The organism is Streptomyces sp. SAJ15 (genome assembly GCF_007595705.1).
Lineage (GTDB): Bacteria > Actinomycetota > Actinomycetes > Streptomycetales > Streptomycetaceae > Streptomyces.
Window position 1 is genome coordinate 820,346 of record NZ_NISY01000001.1, and the last position, 18,856, is coordinate 839,201.

An 18,856-nucleotide genomic window follows, 5' to 3' on the forward strand; every position below is an offset into this window, starting at 1 on the left:
TTGTTGTCACCGAGTCGTGCGTGAGGGAGGAGTCGCGCGAAGTGACCCGGGAGCGAGCGTTCGAGTCGTCGGCCTCAGAGACACGGCCGGCGGGCCGGCCGGCCCCGGCCACGACCGACGCGCCGCCCGTGAGCGCCCGGGCGACGGCGCCTCTCGCCGCCGGACCGGCACCCCGCCGCACCCCGCGCCGTCGACCTCCCCGGCCCCCCGAGGCCGCGTCGAGCTCGCCGTCTCCGCGCCCCTCGCCGCGCTCGCCGTCTTCACGACCCTCGCCGGTTTCGCCGGCTTCGCCGTCCCGGTCGAACCGGTCTCCCTCGCCGGACGAGGGGTGCGGGCCGCACTCGGCGCCCGACCCGGCCCCGGGAGCGGAGACGCCGGCCCCGACCCGCGCGACCCCCGGCGCCCCGACAGCGGCCCCCGGTGCCACCGCGCCGCGGCCGCCGGCCGGTGGCCGTGAGCGGGGGACGCGGGTCCGGAGGTCCGGTCGGAGCGGACCTGCCGCCTCCGCCCCTGCCGCCGACTCCCCGTCGTCCGACGGTCCTGGCACGGCCGGGGCGACCGTCGCGACCCCGTCCCCGTCGCCGTCCCCGTCGCCGGCTGGCGGGCGAGGCCGGGCCGGAGCGGGCGCCGACGCCCCCGGCCCGCGGAGCGCCGCCCGTCGGGCCCCCGCGCCGCTCGGGCCGCGTCCGCCGCGTGGGCGCAAGCCCCGCAGGCCCGTCGCCCCCACCCCGCACGCGCGCCGCGACGGCCGGACGGCTCTGCCGGGCACCGCGCCGGCCCCGCCGCCACGTGGTCGCCGGGGCGTGCTGCCCCGCCCGGTCCGGGGCCGGAAGAGCACCGCTCCCGCCGTCAGCACCCCGCAGCTCGGCGCGCCCGCGCGGCCCCGCACACCCGGCGCCGCGCGGCCGGCCCGCGCCGCGCGGGCGCTGGCGCGGCTGGTGCCCACGCCCGCCCGGACCCCGTTCACCCTCGGCTACGGGCTGCTGTTGCTGGCGACCAGCGTCTTCGCGGACCTGGGCGACCCGGAGACGGTGCGGGCGCTGCTCGCCGGATCGAGCACGGACGTCTCCCACCTCGCCGAACGCCCGCTGCTGGTGCTGCTGGCGAGCGGCGCCTGGGTGGCGGGCGGGCTGCTGTCGCCGTCCATCCTGGTGTTCCTGTCCGTCCTGACCTCCCTGGAGCGTCGCGTCGGGGGGCCGCGCACCGCGGCGATCTTCCTGTCCGGGCATGTGGCGGCGACGGTGCTCACCGAGGTGCCGGTCGCCGTGTCGGTGGCCGTCGGGCATCTGCCGGAGAGCTCGCTGAACCGACTGGACTACGGGATCAGCTACGGGCTGATGGCGAGCGTCGGCGCGCTGGCCGGGCTGCTGCGCCCGCGGCCGCGCTGGTCGATGCTGGCCGTCGTCGGCGGCATGCTGGCCACCGCGCTGTGGGACTCCACCGACCCGCTCACCGACTGGGGCCACGCCATCGCCCTGCTGGTCGGGCTGGCCTGCTGGCCGTACGTCCGCCAGGTCCACCTGCGCCGCACCGCCACCCGCTGACCCGCCCCGGCGGGTGGCCGCCCACGGCGCCGGCGCGATTCCCCCTGAGGCGGGGCCGCGGGGCGGCTCGGGCCCGGCCGCCAATGGCGCCCGCCGGGCTCAGCCCGTCGACCCCGGCGGCCGCACGGTCCCCTGCCACCGCCACTCCGTACGTCGGGGCAGCCCGGGCAGGGTCGCCCGGCCGGCGCACCACAGCAGGGCCGCCCCCGGACCCTCGGGCGGAGCCGGGGCCTCCGGGAAGAGGCGGGCGAGCGCCGGGGCCGCCAGGGCGTCCGGCGGGCGCCAGTCCAGCCCGAGGGTGCGGGCGATGTCGTAGGTGTGGACGGTCAGCTCGACCACCGCCATCGCGGCGAACCCCGGCGCGTCGGAGGTGCCCCAGGGGTGCCAGGCCCGCGCGTTCGGAGCCGCGTCGCGGACGGTCGAGGCCAGCACCGTGGCCGCGATGCGGATCCCCTCGAGGCAGGCGGGGATCGGCGCCTGCTCGTCGAGGGAGGCGAAGAGGGTGACGAAGCGGTCGGAGGGTTGGGCGATGAGCAGGCCGGTATAGGCGACGAGGCCCAGCGCGAGGTGGTCGAGCGTCGCGCGACAGCTCCACTCCAGGTCGCCGTCGCCGGCGGGACGGGACCAGTCCTGGGCGGCGCCCCGCGCCAGGACCTTGCTGCACTCGATGGCGGCCGCGGACACCAGGGCGGGCCAGTCCGGGGCCGGTGCCGCCCCCGCGGTCGCGGCCCGCGCGGGGGCCGCGAGCCGCTCCGGGGCCGCGGTCCGCGCGAGGGGCGTGGCCTGTCCGGGGTCCGGGGTCCGCGCGGGGGTCGTCACGCGCCCTCCTCGGCGAGCCCCTTGACGACGGCCGCGTAGCTGTCGGCGCCGTGGCCGGCGTCGATGGCGCGCTGGATCTGGTCGCGCAGCAGTCGGGGCAGCGTGGTGTCCAGCCGCGCCGCCTCGTTGGCGTGCACGAAGTGCTCGATGGCGACGCGGTGCACGTCCAGCGTGGCGTCGTCGCCGGGGTAGCGGCCGGCGTCGACCTGCGGCGCGTAGGTGGTGATGAACCCGGCGACGGCACCCAGCCAGCGCACCGCGACCGGGGTGAACGCCTCGGCCGTCACCCCGTCCCCGGCCAGCAGCGCCGCGCCCTGCGCCCAGCCGCCGAGCGCCGACCACATCACGCCCAGCAGGGCGGTGTCGTAGAGGGAGGACAGGCCGGGGTCGGTGCCGAGGTGCAGCGGGTCGCCCAGGGCCGAGAGCGTGGCGCGGTGCGCGTCGAAGGCGTCCAGCGCGCCGGAGTAGAAGAACATCGACTCGGGCTTGCCCACCCCCGGCGGGGTGTTCATGACCGCCGCGTCGAGGTAGGTGGCGCCGAGCCCGTCCGCCCAGCGTTCCGTCTCGCGGGCCAGCTCGGGCGAGCCGGAGGTGAGGTTCACCAGGACCTTGCCGGCGAGCCCGGCGCCCACCGGGTCGAGGATCTCGCGCACCGCGGTGTAGTCGAGGACGCAGATGATCACCAGCTCGCCGGCGGCGACGGCCTCCGCGGCGTCGGCGGCCGGCCGGGCGCCCTGGGCGACCAGCGCGTCGGCCCGGCCCGCGGTGCGGTTCCAGACGGTGACCCGGTGGCCCGCGCGCAGCATGGCCTCGGCCAGGGCCCGGCCCATCGAACCGAGGCCGAGGACGGAGACGGAGGCGGGGGAGGCGGGAGATGGGCTCATGGTGTGCGCTCCTGGTTCGCGAGGGGGAAGGGGGTCGACGCGGAGGTGTCGACGAGGAGGTCGACGAAGGGGTCGACGGCGCTTGTCGATCAAGCACCCCTTCACGCTCGCACCGCGCTCCGGCCGCCGACAGTGGCGGGGATGACGGCTCTCGCAAAATTCCTGCCAGTCCGCGGCCGGCCGCCCTACGCTCGTGATCATGAACTCCGCGAGCGCCGTGCGCCCCGTCCCTCCCAAGAGCGGCCCCGGTTCCGTGGCGGTCGCCGTCATCGAGGACGCCGACATCCCGCTCTGGGACCTGTACGAACTGAGCATCGCCTGTGCCGTCTTCGGCCGCCCGCAGCCGGAGCTGGCCGAGAGCTGGTACGAGCTGCGGCTGTGCGGGTCACGGCCGGGAGCCGCGCCCACCCGCGCGGGCTTCGGGGTCTCCACCCCGTACGGCCTGGACGAGCTGGCCCGCGCCGACACCGTGATCATCACCTCGGTCCCCGAGGCGAGCGTCACCGAGGGCGCCGAGCTGCCCGGGGAGCTGATCGAGGCGCTGCGCGCGGCGTCCGCCGCCGGGGCCCGGATGGTGTCGCTGTGCAACGGGGCCTTCGCGCTGGCCGCCGCCGGCATCCTGGACGGCCGCCGGGCCACCGCGCACTGGGCGCACACCGCCGAGCTGGCCCGCCGCTACCCGGGGGTGCGCGTCGACGACTCGGTGCTCTACGTGGACGACGGCGACGTGCTCACCAGCGCCGGGATGTCCGCTGGCCTGGACCTGTGCCTGCACCTGGTCCGACGTGACCTCGGGGCGCACGTCGCCAACCAGCTGGCGCGGTCGATGGTGGTGCCGGCGCACCGGCCGGGCGGCCAGGCGCAGTTCATCGACCGCTCGGTGCCCACCAGCGACGGCGACGGTCTGGGACCGGTCCTGCAGTGGGCCAGGGAGCACCTGGACGAGCCGCTGACCGTGGAGGACCTGGCCCGGCGCGCCGCGATGAGTCCGCGCACCCTCTTCCGCCGGCTCCAGGCCGCCACCGGCAGCACCCCGCTGCAGTGGCTGCTGCACCAGCGTCTGGCCCGGGCGCAGGTCCTGCTGGAGACGACCGACCTGCCGGTCGAGCGGATCGGTGAGCTCAGCGGGCTGGGCACGGCGGCCAATCTGCGCCGCCACTTCACCCAGCACGTGGGCATCACCCCGACCGACTACCGGCGGGCCTTCCCGCGAACGCCCGCGGCCTGAGGGGTCGATCGCTCACAGCGAACACCACTTCGGCCCGCCCGGGGAACATCGGCGGCGGCGCATGCATTGAGTCGACATAGCTCAACTTGCCTGCCGAAGGGGAGATCATGGCTTCGCTGTCCACACCGCTCACCCTGCCTGTGCTGCCGCTCGACGACGAGGTCGTGCTTCCCGGCATGGTGGTGCCCCTGGACCTGTCCGACAACGAGGTGCGCGCGGCCGTGGAGGCCGCCCAGGCCGCCGCCCGCTCCGAGGGCGGCAAGCCGCGCGTGCTGCTGGTGCCGCGGGTCGACGGCACCTACGCCGCGCTGGGCACGCTGGGCACGGTCGAGCAGGTGGGCCGACTCTCCGACGGCGACCCGGGCGCGCTCATCCGCGGCGTGCGCCGGGTGCGGATCGGCGCCGGCACCACCGGGCCGGGCGCCGCGCTGTGGGTGGAGGGCACCCCGATCGAGGAGGTCGTCCCCGACCCGCTGCCCGGCTCGGTCACCGAGCTGATGAACCAGTACAAGGCCCTCGCCACCAGCTGGCTGCGCAAGCGCGGCGCCTGGCAGGTGGTGGACCGGGTGCAGCAGATCGACGACCTCGCCCAGCTCGCCGACAACTCCGGCTACTCACCCTTCCTCACCCTCGCCCAGCGCGTCGAGCTGTTGGAGACCACCGACCCGGTGGCCCGGCTGAAGATGGCCGTGGGCTGGCTCAGCGACCACCTCGCCGAGCAGGACGTCGCCGAGTCCATCGCCAAGGACGTCCAGGAGGGCGTCGACAGGCAGCAGCGCGAGTTCCTGCTGCGCCGTCAGTTGGAGGCGGTGCGCAAGGAGCTGGCCGAGCTCAACGGCGGACCCGGGGCCGAGGTTGACGAGGCTGCCGACTACCGGGCGCGGGTGGAGGCCGCCGACCTGCCCGACAAGGTGCGGGAGGCCGCCCTCAAGGAGGTCGACAAGCTGGAGCGGGCCAGCGACCAGAGCCCCGAGGGCGGCTGGATCCGCACCTGGCTGGACACCGTGCTGGAGCTCCCGTGGACCGAGCGGACCGAGGACGCCTACGACATCCGGGGCGCCAGGGCCGTGCTCGACGCCGACCACGCGGGTTTGGAGGACGTCAAGGACCGCATCGTGGAGTACCTGGCGGTGCGCAAGCGCCGGGCCGACCGGGGCCTGGGCGTCGTCGGCGGTCGGCGCGGCGGCGCGGTGCTGGCGCTGGTCGGCCCGCCCGGCGTCGGCAAGACCTCGCTCGGCGAGTCCGTCGCCCGCGCGATGGGCCGGACGTTCGTCCGGGTGGCGCTCGGCGGCGTCCGCGACGAGGCGGAGATCCGCGGCCACCGGCGCACCTACGTCGGCGCGCTGCCCGGTCGGATCGTCCGGGCGATCAAGGAGGCCGGCTCGATGAACCCGGTCGTCCTCCTGGACGAGATCGACAAGGTCGGCTCGGACTTCCGCGGCGACCCCGCGGCCGCCCTGCTGGAGGTCCTGGACCCGGCGCAGAACCACACCTTCCGGGACCACTACCTGGAGGTCGAGCTCGACCTGTCCGACGTGGTCTTCCTGGCCACCGCCAACGTCCTGGAGGCCATCCCGGAGGCGCTGCTCGACCGCATGGAGCTGGTGCGCCTCGACGGCTACACCGAGGACGAGAAGGTCGTCATCGCCCGCGACCACCTGCTCCCGCGCCAGCTGGAGCGGGCCGGCCTGGAGCCGGGCGAGGTCGTGGTGGCGGACGAGGCGCTGCGCAGCCTGGCGGGGGAGTACACCCGCGAGGCGGGCGTGCGCACCCTGGAGCGCTCCATCGCCCGGCTGCTGCGCAAGGTGGCGGCCCAGCACGAGCTCGGTGAGCGGGAGCTGCCGGTCACCGTCGACGTGGACGGACTGCGGCCGCTCATCGGCCGCCCGCACCACACCCCCGAGTCCGCCCAGGACCCGGCCGAGCGCCGCACCGCCGTGCCGGGCGTGGCCACCGGCCTGGCGGTCACCGGCGCCGGCGGCGACGTCCTCTTCGTCGAGGCGTCCCTGGCCGACCCGGAGACCGGCGGCGCCGGGCTGACCCTCACCGGCCAACTGGGTGAGGTGATGAAGGAGTCGGCCCAGATCGCGCTCTCCTTCCTCCGCTCCCACGGGGCCGAGCTGGAGCTGCCGGTCGCCGATCTGAAGGAGCGTGGCATCCACCTCCATGTGCCGGCGGGCGCCGTTCCCAAGGACGGTCCCAGCGCCGGCATCACCATGACCACGGCGTTGGCCTCCCTGCTGTCGGGCCGTCAGGTCCGGCCCGAGGTGGCGATGACCGGCGAGGTCTCGCTCACCGGGCGGGTGCTGCCCATCGGCGGCGTCAAGCAGAAGCTGCTGGCCGCCCACCGGGCGGGGGTCACCACCGTGATCATCCCCAAGCGGAACGAGCCCGACCTGGACGACGTCCCCGCCGAGGTCCTGGCGAAGCTGGAGGTCCACCCCGTCTCCGACGTGCGACAGGTGCTGGAGCTGGCCCTGACGCCGGCCACCGCCACCGCGGAGCTCCCGGTCGCGGCGTGACGGACGCGATCGGGCGGCCCGGGGCCTCGCGCGAGCGGGGTCCCGGGTTACGCACGTGACCCGGTCGCCGTGCGTATCGTTGTACTGCGCGGCTGCCTGCGATGTGCGGCAGCGGGGAGGAGCGCACGGTGACCATCGAGCTGATTGACAGCAGGATCGAGGTCGAGATGGGCGACAGCGACCGGCAGTACTTGGACGAGATGTTCGAGTTTCTGTACGACGACATCCCCGAGGGTTTCAAGGCGGAGATCGTCGAGGGGGCTGTTGCCATGTCGCCGCAGAGGGACACGCACTCGGACATCGTCAAGGATGTGCTGTTCCAGCTGGGAGCTTGTTTCGGGCGGCGAAGCAAGCTGAAGATGGATGTCCGCCTCGACCTTCCGGGCTACCGCAACGGCTTCTGCCCCGACCTCTTCAAGCTCTCAGACGACGCCAAGCAGGAGGAAGGGCGTCGCTGGCGCTATCAGGACGTCGAGTTCGTCCTGGAAGTGATCTCGCGCGAGACCGCCGACAACGACTACGGCAAGAAGCTGGACGCCTACGCCGAAGGCGAGATCCCCGTCTACCTGATCGCGGACCCGTACACCGGCAGGTGGCACCTTTTCCTGACGCCCAAGGACGGCGAGTACCTGACCAAGGTGACCCGTGACTTCGGCACCCCCGTCGACCTGACGGACACGGTCCTCGGGCTCACACTGCAGACCGACGAGTTCCCCCGCGACTGAGCCATCGGGGGAACCCGCCGGACGCGGCGCCCGAGAACGTCACCCCTTCGCCAGCGCCTGGAGCCGTTCGTACGCGCCGTTGAAGCGGTTGTGGTCGCCCACGTAGGGGCCGGACGAGGTGTACTGCCAGATGGTGTGGAAGCCCCAGCCCGCCGGGAGCTCGCCGACCGAGGAGCCGTAGCGGGGGATCCACAGCGGATTGACGGAGCCGAACGAGGCGTTGTTGCCGGTGCACAGCTTCCACCAGCTGGTGGAGGTGTAGATGACCGGGTCACGGCCGGTGCGGGCCCGGTAGGTGTTCACGAAGTCCTTGAGCCAGCTCACCATCGCGCTGTGGCTCTTGCCGTAGCAGTCGTCTCCGTACGGGTTGTACTCGATGTCCAGCGCCCCGGGCAGCGTCCTGCCGTCCTTGGACCAGCCGCCGCCGTCGCCGGCGAAGTAGGCCGCCTGGGTGGCGCCGCTGGACACGTTGGGCAGCGCGAAGTGGTAGGCGCCGCGGACCATGCCGACGTTGTAGGAGCCGTTGTACTGCTGGGCGAAGTAGGGGTTCTTGTACGTGGTGCCCTCGGTCGCCTTCACATAGGCGAAGCGGACACCGCTGTTCCAGAGCGTCGCCCAGTCGACGTTGCCCTGGTGGCTGCTGACGTCGACGCCCTCGACGCCGGCGAGCTCCCAGCCGGAGCCGTCCCCGTCGTCCGCCGGGGCGCGGCCCTCGTGCTTGATGATCTGCGACCCCGCCCAGTGGTCCTGGGCCTGTGGGGACGGGCGCCGATCGTCGGCCGTGGCCGTGCCGGGCAGGGTCGCGGTCAGGGCCAGCGCGGTGGCCAGGGCGGTCAGGACTCCGATGAGCGCGGTCGACGTGCGGCGGCGCGGTCCCGGTCTGAGCACAGGCATGGCATGCCTCCGAAAGCCTCGGTGGGGGGAGGTGGGGGGAGAGGGAGAGACGGAGTGAGCGGAGGAAGTGAACCGGAGGAGTGAACGGAGGTGGGGGAGTGTGGTCCCGCCCCGGCTCGTCACATTGGTGTGCCCATGTCATGCTCCGTGCTACGGGCGTAGAAACCCCTTGCGAAGCGGGCCTGGTTGCTGCCGTTGGTCTAATCCTGCGAAATACTGGCCGAGCTGGGGCGACGGCCACGGCTGAAGGAAACTTTCATCCAGCTGAAAATCCGGAGAGGTCGCTGACGTGCACAATACCGGGGCCGAGACCGGGTCCACCCCCTCCAGGCGGGGCGTGTCACCGGCCGAGCAGGTACGAGGAGTGGACCAGGCGTTCCTGGCCCTCGAACGCGAACTGGCGGTCTTCCTTCGCCGCGCCCGCGCCTCCTCCGGGGAGATGGCCCGCGAGGTGCATCCGGATCTGGAGCCCGCCGCGTACGGGCTGCTGCTGCGGCTGGACGACGCCGGACAGCAGCGGGCCACCGACCTGGCCGCCTACTTCGGCGTGGGCAAGGCGACCATGAGCCGCCAGCTGCGGGCGCTGGAGCAGCTCGGGCTGGTCGCCCGGGCGCCCGACCCCGCCGACGGTCGGGCCTTCCTGGTGCAGATGACCGGCGAGGGTCGGGAGCGCTTCCGCAGCGTGCGCAACGCCCGGCGCGCCAAGTACGCCCACCGCCTCGCGTCCTGGGAGCGGAACGAGGTCGCCGAGCTGGCCCGGCTGCTGCGGCGGCTCAACAGCGCGGCCCAGGCGGCGGGGGAGGATCCGACCTAGGAGATCAGCGGTCCGGGTCTGGTCACAGCTCCGCCAGGATCACCGCCGCGTCGTCGTGCGCCTTTCCGTAGAGGGCGCCCGCCGACTCCGGGTTCGCGTCCTCCGCCGCGCGCACCCGGTCGATGAGCGCCTGGGGGCCCTCCTTGCGGAGTAGGGCCGTCAGCTGGGTCCAGTCGCCCTCGCCGAACACCTCCACCCAGCGGGTGGCCCCGTCGGTGAGCGCGGCGAGGGTGCGCACGGAGCCGCGCGGCAGCGATCCGGTCACCGCCCGGGCCGCGACGGCCGGGTCGGCTGCGGCGGTGAAGAAGCCGCCCTCCATGTTGCGCAGCGGGGCCAGCCGACGGCCGGCGGCCCGCAGCCGGTCGATGCGGTCGTCGAGGACGGGCGTCACGGTGCCGTCGGGCGCCTCGATCAGCAGGACCGAGTCCGACAGCACCAGGTACTCCACCCGCTCCGCGTCCCAGCGGGCGGTGACCACCGTGGCCTGGGGCGTGAGCGCGTGAGAAATTTCACAGGTTTGAGCGTGTGTGTCGGTGGTTCGCTCGATCGCGGCCGAGAGGCAGTCCGCCAGCGATGTGTCCCGCCGTGAACCGGACAGTTCGAGGAGCGCCCCGCCCAGCCGGGCCGTGAACCAGGGGACGCCGTGGGTGCAGCCGTCGTCGCCGTCGGGCGGTGGGGTGACTCCGTCCAGCAGGACCAGCGCCCCGCCGTGGCCCGACGCCGGTAGCGCTACTGACGCGTAGTCCTCGTTGGGGCGTTGAGGGTCTCCGGGCGCGGTCGCGAGTTCTATGCGCATGCGGCCAGTGTGCCGGGCCGGGAGGGCGGCTCCGTCGCGCGTGTCGGGCCCGCCCGGAAGGTGTCCGGGAGGTCTTACGCGCGGGCCCGCTCAGGGGTTCGATGCCCGTCAGATGTCGGATTGGTGCGGGAATTCACACGTCCGGGAGGGCGCGGGGGCGAATCCTGCCAGGACCTGGGAGCGTTTTCCAACTGCCGAGCCGGTCCGGCGTGTGTAGTCCATAGTCGGAAGTTGATGGTCAACTTCGGCATGCGGTTCACTCGTTCAGGTGGCCGGGCATTTGATGCGCGCCCGCCTCACAGCGGTCCTGGAAGGGTCGGAATCCGTACCAGGGGCGGGGCCACGCAGTTGTTGAACCGTCGTCACCCCCTGGTTTCCCCAGCGGGTCGGGCGAGAAAAGATTGTGAGCACCGGTGCGGAAGAAGCGGCTTCGGGGCAGCAACGACGAGCACAGCACGCTGAACGGACAGGGCGGTCAGAACACGTCGGGCGGCCCGGCCGCGGGCGCTGACGCGCCGTCGCGCCGCCCCTCGGCGCGCGTGCGCAACCGTCTGGTCGTCTCCGTCGCGGTGGTCGCCGTCGCCGTCGCCGCGGCCGGCGCCCCCGCCGTTCTCGCCGCCGTCGACGACACGCACGACTCCCAGCGGCTCGTCGAGCTCGCCGAGTCCAACCGCGCCGCCGTGGCCCTGGCCCACTCGCTCGCGGACGAGCGCGACGCCATGACCGAGTTCGTCGCCGCCGGCCGCTCCACCGCCTCCGGCGCCGGCGTCTCCGAGAGCCAGCGGGCCCGCGTCGACCGTCAGGTCGCCGAGGTCCGCCCGGACGCCCCCGCCGCGCTGCGCGGACTGCTGGACGACCTCCCCAAGACCCGACAGCAGGCGCTGACCGGGCGCGGCTCGGCGCTCCAGGTGTTCGAGGACTACACCGAGACCGTCCAGGCGCTGCACGCCCTCGCCGACGGTCTCGCCCGTCGGATGCCCGAGCGGGTCGACGACGGCGGCGCGCGGGCGCTGGCCGCACTGGGGCGGGCCAACGAGGAGGCGTCCGCCACCCGGGGCCTGCTGCTGGCCGCCCTCACCGGCGAAGGCGGTCAGCCCACGCTCACCGCCGCCGCGCAGCGCACCGACCTCCGCGAGCAGGCCGCGCTCGCCGACTTCAAGCAGCTCGCGCCGACCGCCGCGCGGGAGCGGTTCGACAGCACCGTCAACGGCACCGAGGTCGCCAGCGCGGAGCGGCTGCTGGCCCGGCTGCTGGACCAGCCCCGGCTCTCCGGCACCGACCTGCTGCTGGGTGAGGACCGCGTCGAGTCGGCCCTGTCCGGCCGCATCGACCGGATGCGCGGCGTGGAGGCCGCGCTGGTCACCGCGGAGGTCGCGCGGCTCGAAGGGCTGCGGGACGACGATGTCACCGCCCTGGAGATCCGCGTCGGGCTGGCCGGGCTGTCTCTGCTCCTCGCGCTCGGCGCCGGGATCTCCGGCGCCCGCTCGATGACCCGCCCGCTGGCCGCGCTGCGGCTGGGCGCCCGGCGGGTCGCGGCCGACCCGACGACCGAGGAGCCGATCGCCTTCAAGGGGCGCGACGACGAGTACGCGGACACCGTGCACAGCGTCAACGCGCTGCTGAAGGCCGTACGCGCCGAGCACGAGCGGGCCGCGACGCTGGAGGCCGACCGCACCCGGCTGGTCGCCGAGCGGCGGCGGCTCGCCGAGGAGCGCACCGAGCTGCGCCAGGAGCGGGACGAGGTCACCGCGCGGCTGGAGGGCCTGCGGGCCCGGGTGCACGGCAGCTTCGTCAGCCTCGCGCTCCGCAACCTCGGCCTCATCGAGCGGCAGCTCGCGATCATCGAGGGCCTGGAGGAGAAGGAGCAGGACCCCGACCGGCTGGAGACCCTCTTCCAGCTCGACCACCTCGCCACCGGCATGCGCCGCTACAGCGAGAACCTCCTGGTCATCGCCGGCTCCGAGCACAAGGCCACGCACCCGGGCCCGGTCCCGCTGCTGGATGTGCTGCGCGCCTCCATCAGCGAGGTCGAGCGCTACGACCGGGTGCAGATCCAGTCCCTGCCGCCGCACTCCTACGTCGCCGGGTTCGCCGCCGACAGCGTCAGCCACCTGGTCGCCGAGCTGCTGGAGAACGCCACCGCGTTCTCGCCGCCGGACGCGCATGTGCAGGTCTCCGGCTGGCTGCTGGAGACCGGCGAGCTGATGCTCTCCGTCCAGGACGAGGGCATCGGCATGACGCCGGAGCGCTTCGACGAGCTCAACGCCCGGCTGGCCGAGCCCGTGCCGGACTACTGCCAGGGGCCCGACGCGGAGGATCCGCTGGGGCTCGGGCTGTACGTGGTGACCCGGCTGGCCGCCAAGCACGGGGTGCGGGTCCAGCTGCGCGAGCAGAAGCAGGGCGGCGTGGCGGCGGTGGTGGTGCTGCCGGTGAAGATCCTGGCGGCCCCGCCCGCCGGCGCCGTCCCCGCCGACCCGGCCGTCCCGCCGGCGGTCCCGGACCCGACCGACGCCCCCGGCTCCGGCCCGTCCTTCCCCGGCTCCGTCGCCGAGGCGAACTCCAACGAGCTGCCCGGTCGGCACCGCGCGGTCGACGGCGCCGGACTTCCGTACCGCGGGGAGCACCCCGCGGAGGAGCACGCGGAGCCGGCCGCCGCCGCGGCGGAGCCGGGGTTCGCGCCGGGCGTCGAGGTGGAGCCGGAGTTCGTGCCGGACATCGAGGTGGACGTCGAGCCGGGCGCCGACCCGCTGGTGGTGGCCGCCGAGCGGACCATCCAGCTCGCCGCCGTCCGGGGCGACCTGGCGGCGCCCCGGCAGCCGGAGGAGGGGCCGGGCGGCGAACCGACCCCGGTCGCCGGCGTTCCGGCCGCGCCGGACGGCGCGGAGCACACCCCGGTCGCCGGTGTCCCGGCGCCCGGCGCCGAGCGCACGCCCAGCGGCGGGACCCCGGTCGCCGGGCAGCCGTGGGCCGCGGCACCGTCGCCCGCGGAGGACGCCGCGCCGCCGCCGGCCACCGCCCCCGCCCTGGTGGCGCCCGACGAGCACGCCCGGCCCGCCGTGGCGGATCGGCTCGCGCCGGGGCTCCCGGCACGGCCCGAGCCCGGGCGTGCGGAGGCGGGGGAGGCCGCGCCGCCCGGCGGGCCGGTCGGCGAGCGGCCGGTCACCGCCAAGGGGCTGCCCAAGCGCACGCCGAAGGCGGTGACCCGGCCGGCGCCCACCACCCGTGAGCGCGCCCGGGGCGGCGTGGACGCGGAGGAGCTCCGCCGCCGGCTCGGCGGATTCCAGCGGGGCGCGCGCCAGGGACGGCGGGACGCGGAGGCCGAGGTCGGGGAGCGGACCGACCCGCCCCGGCGTGATCTCTGACGGGACGGCTCGACAGCACGTTCAAGGAAGCGGCTGCGGGGCAGGTACGGGGGCGCAGGACGAGAGTGGCACGGTTGAGGAGGCACAGAGTTGAACGCGCCCAGTGGGAGCAGCACGTACGGCCTGAGCAGCGAGGCTCGTAATCTGCACTGGCTGCTCGCCAATCTGGTCGAGGAGGTGCCGGGCGTACGCTCGGTCGCCGTCGTCTCGTCCGACGGCCTGCTACTGCTCTCGTCCGACCCCCAGTACCGAACGGTGACGACCGGCGATCCGGCGGCGCAGGACGGCCCCAAGGGCTCCACGGCCGACCTGGCCACCATCGTCTCCGGCCTGGGCAGCCTGACCCTCGGCGCCGCCCGGCTGATGGACGGCGGCGACGTCAAGCAGACGATGGTGGCGATGGAGGACGGGATGCTCTTCGTCATGTCGATCAGCGACGGCTCGCTGCTCGGCGTGCACGCGGCCCCGGACTGCGACATGACCGTGGTCGCCTACCACATGGCCCTGTTCGTCGGCCGCGCCGGCCATGTGCTCACCCCCGAACTCCGCAGCGAGCTGCGGAAGTCGATGGAGACCACGCAGTGACGGCGGCCGCTCCCGGCCTTCCCATACGCGGCGCGGGGCGCCGCCCGAAGCGGGTGCGCCCGTACTCGCTGACCGGCGGTCGCACCCGCTTCGGCCATGTGCTGCTGGTGGAGACCTTCGTGGCCGCCCTGGAGGGGTTCGAGGAGCGCCGGGAGGCGTCCCCGACCGGACGCGGCCCGCGGGTGCTGCCCGAGGTCGGGGCGATCGTGGAGCTGTGCCGCAGGATGCGCTCGGTGGCGGAGATAGCGGCGCTGTTGAAGATCCCGCTCGGGGTGGTCCGGGTGCTGCTGAGCGACCTGGCCGACCAGGGCCGGATCCGCGTCTACGGCACCGGGCGCGGCCCCGGGCAGCCCGACCGCGCGCTGCTGGAGAGGGTGCTCGGTGGACTGCGCAGGCTCTGAGACGGGAGCCGCGGCCGGGGCGGTGACGCTCCCGCCCGCCGCGGAGGAGGGGCTGCGGAGCTGGCAGACGGACCGCTCCCGGGCCCCGGTCGCCACCAAGATCGTGATCGCGGGAGGCTTCGGCGTCGGCAAGACGACCTTCGTGGGCTCGGTCTCGGAGATCACCCCGTTACGGACCGAGGCGCTGATGACCCGGGCCGGTGAGGGGGTCGACGACACCGCCGCGACGCCGGGGAAGACCACGACCACCGTCGCCATGGACTTCGGCCGCCTCACCCTCGACACCGATCTGGTCCTCTACCTCTTCGGCACCCCCGGCCAGCGGCGCTTCTGGTTCATGTGGGACGACCTGGTGCGCGGCGCCATCGGCGCGGTGGTGATGGCGGACACCCGTCGGCTGGAGGACTGTTTCCCGGCGCTGGACTACTTCGAAGGCTGCGGGCTGCCGTACGCCGTCGCGGTCAACCACTTCGAGGGGACGCCGCGGCACGAGGCGGAGGACGTGCGGGAGGCGCTGTCGGTGCCCCCGGAGACACCCTTAGTGATCATGGACGCCCGCCAGCGGATCACCGTGATCGACGCGCTGCTGGCGCTGGTGGGCTTCGCCCTCGACCTGACCCCCGAATGAGTGTGGAAAGGCAGTCGTGATGCGCAGGATACTGATCGTCGGAGCCGGTCAGTCCGGTCTCCAGCTCGCCCTCGGCCTGCAGTCGCACGGCTACGAGGTCACCGTGATGTCCAACCGGACGGCGGACGAGGTCCGCTCCGGCCGGGTGATGTCCACCCAGTGCATGTTCCACACCGCCCTCCAGCACGAGCGGGACCTGGGGCTGAACTTCTGGGAGAGCCGGGCGCCGCGCATCGAGGGCCTCGGCATCTCGGTGGCGGGCCCCGACGGCGGGCGCGCGATCGACTGGGTGGGGCGGCTCGAAGGCTACGCCCAGTCCGTCGACCAGCGGCTGAAGATGGCCGGCTGGATGGACACCTTCGTGCAGCGTGGCGGCAAGCTGGTCATCCACGGGGCGACCGTCTCGGACCTGGACTTCCTCACCCGCACCTACGACCTGACGCTGGTGGCGGCGGGCAAGGGGGAGCTGGTGGAGCTCTTCGACCGCGACCCGGCCCGCTCCCCGTACACCACCCCGCAGCGCGCGCTCGCCGTCGCCTATGTGCACGGTCTCGGGCCGCGCCCGGAGCACCCGGGGTTCGACGCGGTCCGCTGCAACCTGGTGCCCGGCGTCGGCGAGCTGTTCGTCATGCCCACCCTCACCCTCTCCGGACGCGCCGACATCCTGTTCTGGGAGGGCGTCCCCGGCGGCCCGCTGGACGTCTTCCAGCCCCTCGACGACCCGGCCGAGCACCTGGCCAGGACCCTGGAGCTGATGGAGACCTTCACGCCCTGGGAGTACGCCCGGGCCACCGAGGTCGAGCTGACGGACGCCGGCGGCACGCTGGCCGGACGGTACGCCCCCACCGTGCGGCACCCCGTCGGCGAGCTGCCCGGCGGCGGGGTGGTGCTCGGTGTCGCCGATGTCGTCGTCGCCAACGACCCGATCACCGGCCAGGGTTCCAACACCGCGGCCAGGTGCGCGGCCGGCTACCTCGACAGCATCCTCGAACACGGTGACAAGCCGTTCGACGCCGACTGGATGCGGGCCACCTTCGACCGCTTCTGGGCCACCGCGCGGCACGTCACCCAGTGGACCAACACGATGCTGGCCCCGCCGCCGGAGCACGTGGTGAACCTGCTCGGCGCCGGCATGGCCCACCAGGCCGTCGCCGACCGCTTCGCCAACGGCTTCGACGACCCGTCGGACTTCGAGCACTTCCTCTACGAGCCGGAGAAGACGGCGGCCTTCGTGGCGGCGGCGGCCGGCTGACGCCCCTCCCGGGGGCGCGTCACGCGGGCCGCGGCGCGGGCTTGCGGGACGCCTTCCGGGGCGTGTGGTCGGGGCGCACCGCGCCGAGCAGCGGATTGCCGGCGATGGGGGAGAGGCGGACGGCGGTGCCGGGGCGTGGCGCCTGGACGACCATGCCGGCACCGGCGTAGAGGGCGACATGGGTGGCGCCGGGGAAGTACAGCACGAGGTCGCCGGGGCGCAGCTCGCGGAGCGGGACGCGGTGGAGCCGCCGCCACTGCTCCTGGCTGGTGCGCGGAATGGGGCGCCCGGCCTGCGCCCAGGCGCGTGAGGTCAGCCCGGAGCAGTCGAAGGAGGCCGGCCCCTCGGCGCCCCACACATACGGCTTGCCGAGCTGTCGGACCGCGTACCGCAGCGCCTGGCGCCCGTCCGTCGAGGGAGCGCGGGCCGGCCCGCCCACCGGGCCCAGCAGCCCGGACTCCAGCAGCTCGCGCTGGGCCTCGTCGGTCTCCCGCTCCTCCTCCCGCCGCAGCTCGGCCAGCTGCTCGTCGGTCAGCGAGCTCAGCGTCTCCTCGATCTCCTTGAGCCGACTGGTGACCTTGTCGCGCTGCTTCTTGCGCTTGGCGGCCAGCGCCTGCCGCTTCTCGAGGGCCTCGCGGGCCGTGTGGGCCAGCCGGTCCGCCCGCCGCTCGCCGCGGATCAGCCGCTCGACCACCGCCGCCTGCCGGGTGGAGGCGCGCCGCATCTCATGGCGCCGGTCGGTGACCCCCTTCGCGTCGCCGGCCAGCAGCGCCTGCACGGTGGGGCCGAGCCCGCCGCTGCCCCGGTACTGCTCCCGCGCCAGCCGCCCGGCCGCCTCACGGCTGGCAACCAGCGCGGTACGGGCGCCGGCGAGCCGCCTGGTCGCCGCCGAGGTCCGCTTCCGCTGGGCGGACAGCTTCTCCTCGACCTCGTTGAACTTCTCGGTGGCCTCCTCGGCCTTCTGGTAGAGGCCCTGCAGCCGGATGAGCAGATCGGCCACCGACGCCTCGGCCTCGGGCGGATCGGCGACCGCCACCGTCGGCGGGGGAAGGAGCGCGACGGTGGCGGCCAGGGAGACCGCACGGATCGTGCGGCGAAGACGCCCTGACATCTCCTCACCTCCGGCGTATCGCCTCAGGAGGAGATCGTGTCATGGCTGGTTGTATATCAGTACAAGTATGGGCGACTCAGACCAATACGGCCACCCGTACGGCGTAAGCCGGGCACTTCGGGGGTGCGCCGCCGTCCGCCGGCGCGCTCCGGGCGGGCTAGCGGGGGTCCGGCTTCGACCACGGCCACTTCGGCCCGCCGCGCGGCTTGCCCTCCGGCTCGTACTCGTACGCCCAGCCGCGCACCACCCCGAGCCGCGGGGAGACGGAGGCCGGTACCCGTCGGTAGACGTGGACCACCGCCGGCCGGTCGTCCTCGCCCGGCACCGGGATCTCGTACGTCTTCGGGGGCTGCCCGGTGGCGCCGACCATCACCGGCAGCACCCGCCCGTCCATCGGCCCGCCGATGAACCGCATCTCTTCGCTTCTCACGCCCCCAGTCTTACGCCGGGGCGTCGCCCTCGGCCAACAGGTGTACCGCCCCGCCCACCACCGGCAGCACCCGCCGGGCCAGCGAGCCGGCCGGGCCGTCCGCCCGCTCCAGCTCCAGCGCCGCCCGCATGACGTCCGCCGCCTGCCGATCGCCGGCGGCGGTGGCCGTCAGCAGCGCCACGAAGTGATCGACCAGCCAGTCCCGCAGCTCCCGGACCGGCACCTGCTTCTGCTCGTCCAGCCAGATCAGCGAGGCCGCCTCGACCGCCGATATCCAGGTCCGCACCATCAGCCGCAGCCGCGGTCCCGGCGCGGCCACCCCCAGGTGCAGCAGGATCTGCTCGGCGGCCGCCCGCCGCACCTCGTCGACGATGGCGTTGGTGCGCGAGGTCTCGACCACACTGCCGCCCTGCAACAGCGCGCTGAACCCCGCCTCGTGCTCCTGCACGAAGGCCAGGTACCGGTCCAGCGCGTGACCCAGCCGCCGGGTGAGCGGCCCGCTCTGCGGCTCGGCGAAGCACAGCTCCAGCTCATCGGCCGCGCTGCGCAGCGCGGCCTCGTACAACTGCTGCTTGCCGCCGGGGAAGTAGCGGTAGACCAGCGGTCGGGAGGCGCCCGCCGCGGCCGCCACGTCGTCCAGGGAGACGTCCTCGGGGGTGCGCCGCGCGAACAGCCCGAGCGCGGCGCCGATCAGTTGGGCGCGCCGCTCCTCGACGCTGAGCCTGCGGTAGGCGCCGCGCCGCGCGGCGGCGGGGGCGCTGCCTGTCGTCATGACAGGCAGGGTAACCGCCCGTCCGGGCGTCGAACCCGGTGGCCTCGGGCCCGGTCCGGCGTGCTCCGGGCGGCGTGCCGGCCGCGTGC

Annotated in this window: 17 protein-coding genes; 10 read left to right on the forward strand and 7 right to left on the reverse strand. The window is 74.4% G+C overall.

The window, feature by feature from the left end:
- Positions 1-803 precede the first annotated feature (803 nt).
- Positions 804-1,544 carry a rhomboid-like protein gene (locus CD790_RS03625; RefSeq protein WP_144381478.1) on the forward strand — a complete coding sequence of 247 codons (741 nt, stop codon included), beginning with the start codon at positions 804-806 and terminating at the stop codon, positions 1,542-1,544.
- Between the two features lie 99 nt (positions 1,545-1,643).
- Here CD790_RS03625 and CD790_RS03630 read toward each other — a convergent pair whose 3' ends face one another.
- Together CD790_RS03630 and CD790_RS03635 are read right to left on the reverse strand one after the other, a co-directional pair.
- Positions 1,644-2,363 (reverse strand): maleylpyruvate isomerase N-terminal domain-containing protein, encoded by a 720-nt coding sequence (locus CD790_RS03630; RefSeq protein WP_313956464.1) that lies wholly within the window; start codon positions 2,361-2,363, stop codon positions 1,644-1,646.
- Entirely contained in the window at positions 2,360-3,247 is an 888-nt protein-coding gene (locus CD790_RS03635) for an NAD(P)-dependent oxidoreductase (RefSeq protein ID WP_144381479.1), read from the reverse strand. Before CD790_RS03635 ends, CD790_RS03630 begins: the two co-directional genes overlap by 4 nt.
- Before the next feature lie 199 nt (positions 3,248-3,446).
- On the opposite strand from CD790_RS03635, the gene CD790_RS03640 reads away from it, so the two are divergent.
- The 3 genes from CD790_RS03640 to CD790_RS03650 all read left to right on the forward strand — a co-directional run bounded on the left by CD790_RS03640 (position 3,447) and on the right by CD790_RS03650 (position 7,722).
- A complete protein-coding gene (locus tag CD790_RS03640; RefSeq protein ID WP_144381480.1) occupies positions 3,447-4,475 on the forward strand; it encodes a GlxA family transcriptional regulator in 1,029 nt (342 codons plus the stop codon).
- A gap of 107 nt (positions 4,476-4,582) precedes the next feature.
- On the forward strand, positions 4,583-6,997 hold the full coding sequence (gene lon / locus CD790_RS03645; protein ID WP_144381481.1) for an endopeptidase La: 2,415 nt from the start codon (positions 4,583-4,585) through the stop codon (positions 6,995-6,997).
- Positions 6,998-7,125: 128 nt separating this feature from the next.
- Positions 7,126-7,722 carry a Uma2 family endonuclease gene (locus CD790_RS03650; protein WP_313956465.1) on the forward strand — a complete coding sequence of 199 codons (597 nt, stop codon included), beginning with the start codon at positions 7,126-7,128 and terminating at the stop codon, positions 7,720-7,722.
- A 39-nt stretch (positions 7,723-7,761) separates the two neighbouring features.
- Here the strand turns inward: CD790_RS03650 and CD790_RS03655 are convergent, their stop codons facing one another.
- Complete coding sequence (locus tag CD790_RS03655) at positions 7,762-8,616, reverse strand: lysozyme (RefSeq protein WP_144381483.1); 855 nt, start codon at positions 8,614-8,616, stop codon at positions 7,762-7,764.
- Between the two features lie 337 nt (positions 8,617-8,953).
- On the opposite strand from CD790_RS03655, the gene CD790_RS03660 reads away from it, so the two are divergent.
- Positions 8,954-9,430 (forward strand): MarR family winged helix-turn-helix transcriptional regulator, encoded by a 477-nt coding sequence (locus CD790_RS03660; RefSeq protein WP_144381892.1) that lies wholly within the window; start codon positions 8,954-8,956, stop codon positions 9,428-9,430.
- Between the two features lie 22 nt (positions 9,431-9,452).
- On the opposite strand, the gene CD790_RS03665 is transcribed toward CD790_RS03660, so the two are convergent.
- Positions 9,453-10,226, reverse strand: a complete 774-nt coding sequence (locus CD790_RS03665; protein WP_144381484.1) for a protein phosphatase 2C domain-containing protein — start codon at positions 10,224-10,226, stop codon at positions 9,453-9,455.
- A gap of 413 nt (positions 10,227-10,639) precedes the next feature.
- On the opposite strand from CD790_RS03665, the gene CD790_RS03670 reads away from it, so the two are divergent.
- From CD790_RS03670 to CD790_RS03690, 5 genes are all read left to right on the forward strand, one after another.
- Positions 10,640-13,588, forward strand: a complete 2,949-nt coding sequence (locus tag CD790_RS03670; RefSeq protein ID WP_144381485.1) for a nitrate- and nitrite sensing domain-containing protein — start codon at positions 10,640-10,642, stop codon at positions 13,586-13,588.
- A gap of 90 nt (positions 13,589-13,678) precedes the next feature.
- A complete protein-coding gene (locus tag CD790_RS03675; protein ID WP_144381486.1) occupies positions 13,679-14,173 on the forward strand; it encodes a roadblock/LC7 domain-containing protein in 495 nt (164 codons plus the stop codon).
- Positions 14,170-14,574 carry a DUF742 domain-containing protein gene (locus CD790_RS03680; RefSeq protein WP_144381487.1) on the forward strand — a complete coding sequence of 135 codons (405 nt, stop codon included), beginning with the start codon at positions 14,170-14,172 and terminating at the stop codon, positions 14,572-14,574. Before CD790_RS03675 ends, CD790_RS03680 begins: the two co-directional genes overlap by 4 nt.
- Positions 14,555-15,202, forward strand: coding sequence for an ATP/GTP-binding protein (locus CD790_RS03685; protein ID WP_144381488.1), 648 nt, complete (start codon positions 14,555-14,557; stop codon positions 15,200-15,202). Before CD790_RS03680 ends, CD790_RS03685 begins: the two co-directional genes overlap by 20 nt.
- 19 nt (positions 15,203-15,221) lie before the next feature.
- Complete coding sequence (locus tag CD790_RS03690; protein ID WP_144381489.1) at positions 15,222-16,454, forward strand: styrene monooxygenase/indole monooxygenase family protein; 1,233 nt, start codon at positions 15,222-15,224, stop codon at positions 16,452-16,454.
- A 19-nt stretch (positions 16,455-16,473) separates the two neighbouring features.
- Here the strand turns inward: CD790_RS03690 and CD790_RS03695 are convergent, their stop codons facing one another.
- The 3 genes from CD790_RS03695 to CD790_RS03705 form a co-directional block, all read right to left on the reverse strand.
- Positions 16,474-17,565 carry a C40 family peptidase gene (locus CD790_RS03695; protein WP_144381490.1) on the reverse strand — a complete coding sequence of 364 codons (1,092 nt, stop codon included), beginning with the start codon at positions 17,563-17,565 and terminating at the stop codon, positions 16,474-16,476.
- 157 nt (positions 17,566-17,722) lie between these two features.
- A complete protein-coding gene (locus CD790_RS03700) occupies positions 17,723-17,995 on the reverse strand; it encodes a hypothetical protein (protein ID WP_144381491.1) in 273 nt (90 codons plus the stop codon).
- A 10-nt stretch (positions 17,996-18,005) separates the two neighbouring features.
- Positions 18,006-18,767 (reverse strand): TetR/AcrR family transcriptional regulator, encoded by a 762-nt coding sequence (locus CD790_RS03705; RefSeq protein WP_144381492.1) that lies wholly within the window; start codon positions 18,765-18,767, stop codon positions 18,006-18,008.
- Positions 18,768-18,856: the final 89 nt, after the last annotated feature.

What these genes read in the sequence shown, in the direction of transcription:
- CD790_RS03635 (WP_144381479.1), bottom strand. Translation starts at nt 3,247, where the DNA reads ATGAGCCCATCTCCCGCCTCCCCCGCCTCCGTCTCCGTCCTCGGCCTC.
- CD790_RS03640 (WP_144381480.1), top strand. Translation starts at nt 3,447, where the DNA reads ATGAACTCCGCGAGCGCCGTGCGCCCCGTCCCTCCCAAGAGCGGCCCC.
- lon (WP_144381481.1), top strand. Translation starts at nt 4,583, where the DNA reads ATGGCTTCGCTGTCCACACCGCTCACCCTGCCTGTGCTGCCGCTCGAC.
- CD790_RS03655 (WP_144381483.1), bottom strand. Translation starts at nt 8,616, where the DNA reads ATGCCTGTGCTCAGACCGGGACCGCGCCGCCGCACGTCGACCGCGCTC.
- CD790_RS03665 (WP_144381484.1), bottom strand. Translation starts at nt 10,226, where the DNA reads ATGCGCATAGAACTCGCGACCGCGCCCGGAGACCCTCAACGCCCCAAC.
- CD790_RS03690 (WP_144381489.1), top strand. Translation starts at nt 15,222, where the DNA reads ATGCGCAGGATACTGATCGTCGGAGCCGGTCAGTCCGGTCTCCAGCTC.
- CD790_RS03695 (WP_144381490.1), bottom strand. Translation starts at nt 17,565, where the DNA reads ATGTCAGGGCGTCTTCGCCGCACGATCCGTGCGGTCTCCCTGGCCGCC.
- CD790_RS03705 (WP_144381492.1), bottom strand. Translation starts at nt 18,767, where the DNA reads ATGACGACAGGCAGCGCCCCCGCCGCCGCGCGGCGCGGCGCCTACCGC.